The following is a 10,822-nucleotide window of genomic DNA, read 5'->3' on the forward strand; positions in this document are numbered from 1 at the left end:
GACAGCTTCTTCTCGTGGATCAGGATGTACGGGTTTTCGAGTTCGACCGTCATCTTTTCCGGGTTGGTGATGAAGTAGGGCGACAGATAGCCGCGGTCGAACTGCATACCTTCAACGACATCGAGTTCGAATTCGAGGCCCTTGGCCTCTTCCACGGTGATCACGCCTTCCTTGCCGACCTTTTCCATGGCCTGGGCGATCTTTTCGCCCACTTCCACGTCGCCATTGGCCGAAATGATGCCGACCTGTGCGATTTCCGAAGAACCGGTCACCGGGGTCGAACGCGCCTTGAGGTTTTCGACGACCTTGAGGACGGCGATATCGATGCCGCGCTTCAGGTCCATCGGGTTCATGCCGGCAGCGACCGAGGTCATGCCTTCACGAACGATCGCCTGTGCCAGAACGGTGGCGGTGGTGGTACCGTCACCGGCTGCGTCGTTGGCCTTCGAAGCCACTTCGCGCAGCATCTGGGCGCCCATGTTCTCGAACTTGTCCTTGAGTTCGATTTCCTTGGCGACGGTGACGCCGTCCTTGGTGATGCGGGGGGCGCCGAAGCTCTTGTCGATCACCACGTTGCGACCCTTGGGGCCGAGCGTGACCTTGACTGCGTCAGCGAGAATGTCGACGCCGCGCAGAATGCGTTCGCGGGCGTCACGGCCGAACTTTACGTCCTTGGCTGCCATGTTGATTAATCCTTCTATTTTCAGCGTGTCCCCGCGAAGGCGGGGACCTCAGGCCTGAGACCCCCGCCTTCGCGGGGGAGCGATGTCAGTGGTTGGTGATCAGCCGATCACGCCAAGAACATCCGATTCCTTCATGATCAGCAGGTCTTCGCCGCCAACCTTGACTTCAGTGCCGGACCACTTGCCGAACAGGACGCGGTCGCCGACCTTGACGTCCATCGGGGTGATCGTGCCGTTTTCGGCGCGGGCACCGGTGCCAACGGCAACGATTTCGCCTTCAGCGGGCTTTTCCTTGGCGCTGTCGGGGATGATGATCCCGCCGGCAGTCTTTTCCTCGGCTTCGACGCGGCGTACCAGCACGCGATCGTGCAACGGACGGAATGACATGGGTTTGCTCCCTCTTCCATATTAAAAATGGGGCTTGGCACTCTCAGGTGGAGAGTGCCAGCGAGCGGGATATGGGAGCGTGCCGATGGGGCGTCAATGGGTTTGACGCAGAATCTTTTCACGTTGATGAATAACGCGACCGTCTATGCGGGAAGCAGGCCAAGCCGTTCACGCAGGCTCCAGCGCCACAGTAGCAACCCTGCTACGAAGACCAGCCCGACCAGCAGGCCGATCCATACGCCAAGTCCGCCTATCGATGTGTTGAGACCGAGCCAAAGCGCAGAACCGACGCCAGGCACCCAGTAGCCGAAGATCGCAATCAACATGGGCACGCGTGTATCCTGCAACCCGCGCAACATGCCAGCGCCCACTGCCTGCGCGCCGTCGAACAGCTGAAACGCAGCAGCGACGATCATGTATTGCAACGCCAGTTCGACCATCCGGGCATTCTCTGGCGCGGCAGGGTCGATATAGAGGTGCAGAATCTGGCGCGGAAAGGCGAGCATGATGCCAGCCGAAATGACCATAAAGCCGATGCCAAGCTGCGTTGCGACTCGTCCCGCCAGTGCAATCGCCGCCTTGTCACCCGCACCATAGGCAAGGCCGACGCGGATTGTAGCGGCCTGGCCGACGCCAAACGGCACCTGAAAGGCGATGGCCGCAAACTGAAGCGCGACGGTATGGGCGGCAAGCTCGACCTCGCCGATACGGCCCATCACGAAGGCTGCACCGTTGAACATGCCAGCTTCGGCGACGATCGTGCCACAGATCGGCAGACCGATGCGCAAGACATCGGCAAAGCGCTTCCATTCCGGCCTCCACCAACGGCCCAGCAGGCGATAACGGTGCAGGCGACGGTCAAAGCGGATGACGAGCACGAAAGCCAAAAGCATCGCGGTGGACGTGATCACGCTGGAAATGGCCGAGCCTTGCAGGCCGAGTTCGGGTGCGCCGAGATTGCCGAACACGAACATCCAGTTGCCGAGTGAATTGACGGCCACGGCCATGCCGGTGATGGCCGTGCCGATGCCGGGGCGGCCAAGCGTAGCGACGACAGTGCGCAGCAGCGCGGCCATAACAGCCGGAATGGCGGCAAGGCTTAACACCGCAAGGAACGGCACGGCGCGTGCGATAACGCCAGGATCTTGCCCGGTCAGTCGCATAAGCGGACCGCCGAGCAGGCACACGCCCATCGCCACAAAGGCGGCAAGCAGCCCGGCCCAGCCTGTCATGCGCACGGTGCGGCGCACTTCGCGCACTGCATGGCGGCGGCTGCCAAGCTCTGCCGCGATCAGCGGAGAGGCCGCGCCGACCAGTCCAGACATCGACCAGATCAGCAGGCCGAACAGGGAAACCGAAAGCGACGAGGCAGCCAGCGCTTCAGGCCCCAGCCGCGCCACGAACACCACATCGACCGCAAAGACCGCCATCTGCAGCAGATTGGCACCCACCAACGGCGCGGCGAGGCGGAGCATCGCGCGCAGCTCAGTGGACCATTTGTGGGGCGGATTTTCGAACATGGGGTGCGGGGCATAGGGGGAGTGCGACGGCAAGGAAAGCTGAATGTCCGACAGGTTGGCAGCCTGTCACAAATCGTGTCCATGCAGCCGTGCCTGTTGACCGTATTGCCTTGCAGTGACAGCGTGACCAATATGGAGAGAGTCGCCGATCCAGCGCCGAAGGTGCGCGGAACAAGGGATTCCGCCTTGCAGGCACCTGCTTTGCGGCGAGGGGGCTTTTGGGGCGGCCTGTTTTCGCGGGTCGAGAAAAATCGACGTCACGGGCCAAACCTTTCACGACTTGCCGTGCGTGCTGCCACGCTTCTTCTCGTGTTGGCCGCCGTGCAGGCTATTGCCAGCCTCGCGTTCTATAACGTGATCGACAAGGAAACGCTGCGGGAGGATCATGCGCGGCGTGTGGCGGAACTGTTGGTGGTGAGCCAGCGCCTGCACGCGATCGCACCGGATGAACTGGCGCGCACGATGAGCACAAGTCATCTCGAAGTCGAACTGGCTGATGCTCCTCGCATCATATCGGGCCGCAGCGAACATATGGTCGGCGAAATCCACGGCCATATCCTGCACTGGGAGCCCACGCTGGCGGGCAAGCGGTTGATTCTAGGGTTGGAGCCTTCGCGCTTTGGCTATGGCAATCTGGTAGGCGCGATGCAGTTGTCCAATGGACAATGGCTCAATTTCCGCTCGCTCGATGTGACATCGGGCTGGCCGATTGCGTTGCGGGCTACAGTGTTGACGCTGATCACCGCTGTGGTGGGCTTCGCACTGGCATTGTGGTCACTGCGGATCATCACGCGCCCCTTGCGTGAACTGACCGATGCGGCTGACGCCATCGGGCAAGGGCTGGTCGTCCCGGTGGAGGAAAGCGGCCCTGATGATCTGCGCAGCCTCGCGCGGTCGATGAATACCATGCAGGCGCGCATTGCGGCGACGATGGAGGATCAGGCACGGTCGTTCGAGGCGATCAGTCATGACTTGCGTACGCCCCTTTCGCGCGTGACCATCGCCGCCGATCTGATCGACGATGCCGAGATTTCCGGACTGGTGCGCGACAGCACGCATGAGATGGAAGCCATGCTGATGTCGCTCCAGCAATACTTGCGCGCGCAGCACATCGCAGCCGAGCCTGAAACGGTCGATCTGGGGCAGGCTGTCGCGGATCTTTTAGGGGGCCAGTTTCCGGGGCAGGCAACACTTGAAGCCGCGCCGGAAGCGATTGTCCAGACCTTCCGGGAGCCTTTGGTGCTGGCGCTCAAGGCGCTGGTGGAGAATGCCGTTCATTATGGCGGGTTTGCAAACGTCAGCGTTGCGCCCGAAACCGACGGGCGCTGGGTCATCACGGTCGAGGACACCGGCCCCGGCATTCCCGAAGACCAGTTCGAACGCATCCTCGCGCCGTTCTACCGGATTGATGAGGCCCGCGCGCGCGATACGGCAGGCTTTGGCCTTGGCATTCCCACCGCGCATCGCCTGCTACAGCGCTTTGGCGGAGGCCTGGCGTTTGCGCTTGCGCCAAGTGGCGGACTGCAAGTGACGGTGACGGTGCCGCTCGCACCTGTGCCAGGCTGACCCCCAAACCGTCAGGCCGTCGGAGCTCCAGTTGCTGCATCGCGTTGCTGCAAGATCTTCCGGCGGCGAGGTGGCACGTCGTTGCTGGTGGCGCGCAATTCATGCAGGCGCGCCTCAGCCTTCTTCAGCGCATCGGCCACTTTCTCGTCAGCCAGCGCGGAAATGCACTCGTAATCCTCAATGATGCTGCGCACGGCTTGAGTGGTGCGCTTGTAGGCGCTCAGATAGGCGTCGCAGTTGAGGCCTCGATTGAGCGCCACTGCGGCTGCGCCGATGAAACTGAACATCGGCACGAGTGTGGAATCGGCAGGCAGTTCGGCCAGTGAGAACGATCCCGCCGCTACTGGAAAGACGATGCTGACGATCTGCAGTGGCCAGCTTCCGGCGCGCACCATGATGAGCCAGCGGCGCAGGCTGCGGTCTTCATGCTCAAGCTGTTCCACCCTACCCTCGGCAAAACGGCGATAGCGTTCGATGTCAGCAGCCATGAATTCCCCCTGCATGTGCAGGGCGACAATGTCGCAGCAGGGCCAAGCCGCCAAACGAAAAAGGCGGAGCCGAAGCCCCGCCTTTCCCATCCACGAGTGCTTCAAGACACCCGCGAAACTTGTAAGAAGATTACTTGATTTCGACGGTGCCGCCGGCTTCTTCGATCTTCTTCTTGATGTCTTCGGCTTCAGCCTTCGACACGCCTTCCTTGACAGCCTTCGGAGCGGCTTCAACCAGCGCCTTGGCTTCGGTCAGGCCGAGCGAGGTGATTGCGCGGACTTCCTTGATGACCTGGATCTTCTTGCCACCGTCGCCGGTGAGGATCACGTCAAATTCGGTCTTCTCTTCAGCGGCTTCAGCAGCAGCGGCAGGAGCCGCAGCAACAGCAACAGCAGCAGCGGCGCTAACGCCCCATGCTTCTTCGAGAGCCTTGGCAAGGTCAGCGGCTTCAAGAACGGTCAGCTTCGACAGTTCAGCGACGAGATTGGCGATGTCAGCCATGATAATTCACTCCTGATGTGTTTGTGTCCGATGGCATTGCCACCGGCGAGAAATCGAACAGTCTTATGCGGCTTCCTTGGCGTAGGCACCAAAGACGCGGGCCAGCTTGGCTGCCGGAGCAGTCGTGAGCTGGGCGATCTTCGTGGCCGGAGCCTGGATGAGGCCGATGAGCGTGCCACGCAGTTCATCGAGCGAAGGCATCGAGGCGAGAGCCTTGACACCATCGGCGTTGAGAACCTGCGAACCCATTGCACCGCCGACAATTTCAATCTTGTCGGTGGTCTTGGCGAACTCGATCACTGCCTTGGCGGCTGCAACCGGATCGGCGGACGCTGCGATTGCGGTAGGACCGGTGAACAGATCACCCAGACCTTCGTAATCGGTGCCCGCGATGGCAAGCTTGGCAAGACTGTTCTTCGCAACCTTGTAGGTAGCACCCGCTTCACGGATCTTGTTGCGCAGGGCGGAGGACTGAGCCACCGTCATGCCCAGGTTGCGGGTGATGACCACCGCGCCGGCCCCGGAAAAGACCTCGTTAAGGAATGCGACCGATTCGGCTTTCTGCGAACGATCCATGCCTAACTCCTTCACAAATGACTGCGCAGGTTCCCCGCCTAGGCTGGAAATTAAGTGCGGGCAGATCCCGCACACCAACTGTCTCGGACGGATGATCGGCGCGCATCGCTGCCTGCCGGTCAGGGCGGGCCAATGGCGGATTCGCCGGGTGGAGTCAACCAAACAGCGCATTACAACAAAAGAAGCGACCCTGCCCGGGGTTGCCGGACGGGATCGCTTCCCTTCACCACGACGTGGCGGTCGGTGAATTGTGGCGCTTCAGGCGTCGACCAGCGTACGCTCAGCCGGTGCAAAAACCGGCGTCCGCGGCTCGGCACGTACCGGCGCAGCTTCGGTGCGGGCGTTTGGCTGCGTCGGCATCGACTGGAGGATCAAACGAGCACGACGACGGCGAGCCTTGCGTGACGTGAACGGATTGGCGGCATCCGGTGCTGCAAAAACCATCCGGTCCAGCAGGGTTTCGCGTTCGCTTGCGCTGGCTGGTGCCACCGCGGGCGTCGTCGCGGCAGTCGGTGCATAGGCCACGGTGGGGCGCGGCGAAGTCACCGTGCGCTGCATGGCCGGGCGGGCCGGCGGGACCACCACCGGGGGCATGAAATCGACGTCATCCTCGTAGGGACGGCGGCGACGGCGCAGGGCCATGGCTACGCCGCCGAGCACGAGAATGCTTGCGCCAAGACCAACGGGCAACGCCCAGTCAGGCGCGGTGTCGGTAGTGGGCGTGGCGGCGCTTTCAGCCGGTGCGAGCGCTGGAGCGGCAGCAACCGGCTCGCCGCTCGTTTCGACAACGGGCGGTGCAGGAACAGGTTCAACCGCCGCGACGACGGGTGTCGGATCAGTTGCCAGTGCCGAGGGTGCCCTTGCGGCAGACGCGGGCTGAGCAGCCACACGGCGCGGGGCCGGTTCAGCGATGGCTACGGGCGCGTTTGCAACAGGCGTTGAGGTAACTGGTGCGGCCTCGGTCGGCTCGGCAACTGCGCTCGGCGTAGGCAAAACGATTGTCGGTGCGGCGACGCTAGCCGTTTCAGTCGTGGCAGGCGGGGCGATCACCGGAGCCGGGCTTGTGGGCAGAACAACTTCCTGTGCCTGCACCATTGCGGAAGAAAGCATCAGCATGGCTGAAATCGCCATGGTGTTGCGGGGCGATATCGGATTGAAGTGTGTCATGCCCGGAAAACGCGACGAAGTGCGATTCGGGTTCCATGTTGGCGATGAAGCGAAGGTTTATTGGCCTTGAATTGAAATTCAGCGTGATTCATTACGTTTTAGACGGTTCATTTCTGAACAACTGTTCATCGTGTGCACTTGTTCGAATCAATACTGTTCTTGAGCGATCACTGATCGCCAAGCAGCCGCTCCGCGCATTCCAACAAGCCTTTGACTTCGCGGCGGGGCAATCCTATATGCCGCCCCTGTCCATTGCTTCGAGCAAGGCTATCCCATGCGCGGGGGATGGCCCGGGAAGGAAGCGAAGGGCTTTATCATCTGACGCAAAAGGCTGCGGGCCATGGCTTCCGTTGAACGGAATGTTGTGCGCTGTGCGGCCTTTTCCCGTTTGGTGGTGCCATCACCGCTTATGGCAGATTTTCGCCGGTTTTCCGGCACATTTTTGAGAAGAGGCTCGTAACCTTTATGGCTACCATGGCGACGTCTACCAAGACTCCCGGCCGTCCCGGCGTGAAGAAGCGGATCCGCAAGATCTTCGGCGACATCCACGAAGTGGTGCAGATGCCGAACCTGATCGAGGTTCAGCGCGAATCGTATGAGCAGTTTCTCCGCTCCGATCCGTCGACGGGCTATGTTTCGGGTCTGGAAAAGACGCTGCGTTCGGTTTTCCCGATCCAGGATTTTGCGGGCACCGCCAGCCTCGATATCAAGGAGCGTGACGGCTACGTCCTCGAAGCGCCCAAGTATGACGTGAACGAATGCCGCCAGCGCGGCATCACTTATGCTGCGCCGATGAAGGTCACGCTCAAACTCGCCACGTTCGAAGTGGATAGCGAGACCGAGACCAAGTCGCTCATCGATATCAAGGAGCAGGACGTCTACATGGGCGATATCCCGCTCATGACCGAGAACGGCACCTTCTTCATCAATGGCACTGAGCGCGTGATCGTATCGCAGATGCACCGTTCGCCGGGCGTGCTGTTCGACCATGACCGCGGCAAGACGCACTCGTCGGGCAAGTACCTGTTTGCTGCCCGCGTGATCCCGTATCGTGGCTCGTGGCTCGATTTCGAATTCGATGCGAAGGACATCGTTAACGTCCGTATCGACCGCAAGCGCAAGCTGCCGGTCACCGCGCTGCTCCACGCGCTGGGCCTGTCTGACGAAGGCATTCTGCACCACTTCTACGACATCGTGAACTGGGCACGCGCCGAAGGCGGCTGGAAGGTGCCTTTCGTGCTCGAGCAGTGGCGCGGATCGAAGCCGATGTTCGACATCGTCGATGCCAAGTCGGGCGAAGTGATTTTCCCGGCAGGCACGAAAATTTCTCCGCGCGCTGCAAACAAGGCGGCCAAGGACGGCCTTGAAGCCCTGCTGATCCCGACCGAAGAAATCTTCGGTCGTTACGCCGCGCGTGACCTGATCGATGAATCGACGGGCCGCATCTGGATCGAAGCGGGTGACGAAGTTTCGCCAGAAAACCTTGAACTGCTCGACAAGGCCGGGATCGACACGCTCGATCTGCTGGATATCGACCATGTCTCGACCGGGCCGTGGATCCGCAACACGCTCAAGGCCGACAAGGCCCCCGATCGTGACCACGCACTGGCCGACATTTATCGCGTCATGCGTCCGGGCGAACCGCCGACGCGCGAAACCGCCGAAGCGCTGTTCGATGGCCTGTTCTTCGATGGCGACCGCTACGACCTCTCGGCCGTGGGCCGCGTCAAGCTCAACATGCGTCTGGCGCTGGAATGCGAAGACACCGTCACCACCCTGCGCACCGAGGATATCCTCGCTGTCGTCAAGGAACTGGTGAACCTGAAGGACGGCAAGGGCGAAATCGACGACATCGACAACCTCGGCAACCGCCGTGTGCGTTCGGTGGGCGAACTGCTGGAAAACCAGTACCGCGTCGGCCTGCTGCGCATGGAACGTGCGGTCAAGGAGCGCATGTCTTCGGTTGACGTCTCCACCGTCATGCCGAACGACCTGATCAACGCCAAGCCCGCTGTGGCGGCTGTGCGTGAATTCTTCGGCTCCTCGCAGCTGTCGCAGTTCATGGACCAGACCAACCCGTTGTCGGAAGTCACGCACAAGCGTCGCGTTTCGGCGCTCGGGCCGGGCGGTCTTACGCGTGAGCGCGCAGGCTTCGAAGTGCGCGACGTTCACCCCACCCACTATGGCCGCATCTGCCCGATCGAAACGCCGGAAGGCCCGAACATCGGTCTGATCAACTCGCTCAGCACCTTTGCGCGCGTCAACAAGTATGGCTTCATCGAAACGCCGTACCGCAAGGTCATCGACAACAAGGTCACCGGTGATGTGATCTATCTGTCGGCGATGGAAGAGCAGAAACACACCGTCGCGCAGGCTTCGGCCGAACTGACGGCAGACGGCTCGTTCGTCGAAGAGCTCGTCTCGGCTCGCCAGAACGGCGAATTCGTGATGAGCCCGCGCGATCAGGTCACGCTGATGGACGTTTCGCCTAAGCAGCTCGTCTCGGTTGCCGCATCGCTCATTCCGTTTCTGGAAAACGACGACGCCAACCGCGCGCTCATGGGATCGAACATGCAGCGTCAGGCCGTGCCGCTGATCAAGGCGGATGCGCCTTTCGTCGGCACCGGCATGGAAGAAACCGTCGCACGCGATTCGGGCGCTGCCATTTCGGCACTGCGTTCGGGCATCGTCGATCAGGTTGACGCCACCCGCATCGTGATCCGCGCTTCGGGCGATATCGAACCCGGTCAGTCGGGCGTTGATATCTATCGCCTGCAGAAGTTCGAGCGTTCGAATCAGTCGACCTGCATCAACCAGCGTCCGCTGGTGAAGGTGGGCGATCTGATCGAAAAGGGCGATATCATCGCCGACGGTCCCTCGACCGAGTTCGGCGAATTGGCGCTGGGCCGCAACGTGCTCGTCGCGTTCATGCCGTGGAACGGCTACAACTACGAAGACTCGATCCTGATCAGCGAACGCATTGTGAAGGAAGACGTCTTTACCTCGATCCACATCGAGGAGTTCGAAGTCATGGCCCGCGATACCAAGCTGGGGCCGGAAGACATCACGCGCGACATTCCGAACGTCGGCGAGGAAGCCCTGCGCAACCTCGACGAAGCGGGCATCGTGTATATCGGCGCAGAAGTTCACCCCGGTGACATTCTCGTTGGCAAGATCACCCCGAAGGGTGAATCGCCGATGACGCCGGAAGAGAAGCTGCTGCGCGCGATCTTCGGTGAAAAGGCCAGCGACGTGCGTGACACTTCGCTTCGCCTGCCACCGGGCGTTGCGGGCACGATCGTCGATGTGCGTGTGTTCAACCGTCACGGCATCGAGATTGATGACCGTACCCGCGCCATCCAGAACGAGGAAATCGAACGCCTCGCCAAGGACCGTGAAGACGAACGCGCCATTCTCAACCGCGCCACCTTCAATCGCCTGAAGGACATGTTGCTCGGCCAGGTTTCGGCTGCAGCACCCAAGGGTATCCGCAAGGGTGAAGTGATCGACGAGCAGGCGCTCACCGATGTCGAACGCTACGAATGGTGGAAGTTCGCCGTTGCCGACGATGCGCGCCAGCAGCAGCTGGAAGCGGTCAAGGCGCAGTATGATACGGCTGTGAAGGCGATCAGCGAGAAGTTCGAGGACCGCAAGGAAAAGCTCGAACGCGGTGACGAACTGGCACCGGGCGTGCTCAAGATGGTCAAGGTCTTCGTGGCGGTGAAGCGCAAGCTGCAGCCGGGCGACAAGATGGCCGGCCGTCACGGCAACAAGGGCATCATCAGCCGCATTCTGCCGCAGGAAGATATGCCGTTCCTCGAAGACGGCACGCCGGTCGACTTCGTGCTCAACCCGCTGGGCGTGCCTTCGCGCATGAACGTCGGGCAGATCTTCGAAACGCACCTTGGCTGGGCCGCTCGCGGCCTTGGCAAG

Annotated in this window: 10 protein-coding genes; 3 read left to right on the forward strand and 7 right to left on the reverse strand. The window is 61.4% G+C overall.

Translation table 11 applies throughout. The annotated features are described in order from the left end of the window. The 3 genes from groEL to B7X90_RS17655 form a co-directional block, all read right to left on the reverse strand. Positions 1-683, reverse strand: a 683-nt coding sequence (gene groEL, locus B7X90_RS17645; protein WP_292626743.1) for a chaperonin GroEL, incomplete at its 3' end; no start/stop codon positions are given. Between the two features lie 99 nt (positions 684-782). Next, complete coding sequence (groES, locus tag B7X90_RS17650; protein WP_231466322.1) at positions 783-1,070, reverse strand: co-chaperone GroES; 288 nt, start codon at positions 1,068-1,070, stop codon at positions 783-785. Positions 1,071-1,213: 143 nt separating this feature from the next. Next, positions 1,214-2,545, reverse strand: a complete 1,332-nt coding sequence (locus tag B7X90_RS17655) for an MATE family efflux transporter (RefSeq protein WP_292626751.1) — start codon at positions 2,543-2,545, stop codon at positions 1,214-1,216. A gap of 330 nt (positions 2,546-2,875) precedes the next feature. Here B7X90_RS17655 and B7X90_RS17660 point away from each other — a divergent pair, with 330 nt between their 5' ends. Beyond that, entirely contained in the window at positions 2,876-4,156 is a 1,281-nt protein-coding gene (locus B7X90_RS17660) for a HAMP domain-containing sensor histidine kinase (RefSeq protein ID WP_292626754.1), read from the forward strand. Positions 4,157-4,167: 11 nt separating this feature from the next. Here the strand turns inward: B7X90_RS17660 and B7X90_RS17665 are convergent, their stop codons facing one another. The 4 genes from B7X90_RS17665 to B7X90_RS17680 form a co-directional block, all read right to left on the reverse strand. Then, entirely contained in the window at positions 4,168-4,644 is a 477-nt protein-coding gene (locus tag B7X90_RS17665) for a hypothetical protein (RefSeq protein ID WP_292626757.1), read from the reverse strand. A 130-nt stretch (positions 4,645-4,774) separates the two neighbouring features. After that, complete coding sequence (gene rplL / locus B7X90_RS17670; RefSeq protein WP_292626758.1) at positions 4,775-5,146, reverse strand: 50S ribosomal protein L7/L12; 372 nt, start codon at positions 5,144-5,146, stop codon at positions 4,775-4,777. Positions 5,147-5,209: 63 nt separating this feature from the next. Continuing rightward, entirely contained in the window at positions 5,210-5,722 is a 513-nt protein-coding gene (rplJ, locus tag B7X90_RS17675) for a 50S ribosomal protein L10 (RefSeq protein WP_292626761.1), read from the reverse strand. A 258-nt stretch (positions 5,723-5,980) separates the two neighbouring features. Then, positions 5,981-6,838, reverse strand: coding sequence for a hypothetical protein (locus B7X90_RS17680; RefSeq protein ID WP_292626762.1), 858 nt, complete (start codon positions 6,836-6,838; stop codon positions 5,981-5,983). Here B7X90_RS17680 and B7X90_RS17685 point away from each other — a divergent pair. Both B7X90_RS17685 and rpoB read left to right on the forward strand, forming a co-directional pair. Beyond that, positions 6,837-6,959: a hypothetical protein gene (locus B7X90_RS17685; protein WP_292626765.1), complete on the forward strand. Its 123-nt coding sequence runs from the start codon at positions 6,837-6,839 to the stop codon at positions 6,957-6,959. The genes B7X90_RS17680 and B7X90_RS17685 overlap by 2 nt on opposite strands. Positions 6,960-7,354: 395 nt before the next feature. Further along, positions 7,355-10,822, forward strand: a 3,468-nt coding sequence (rpoB, locus tag B7X90_RS17690) for a DNA-directed RNA polymerase subunit beta (protein ID WP_292626769.1), incomplete at its 3' end; no start/stop codon positions are given.

The organism is Novosphingobium sp. 17-62-19 (genome assembly GCF_002256775.1).
In the GTDB taxonomy this organism is placed as follows: domain Bacteria; phylum Pseudomonadota; class Alphaproteobacteria; order Sphingomonadales; family Sphingomonadaceae; genus Novosphingobium.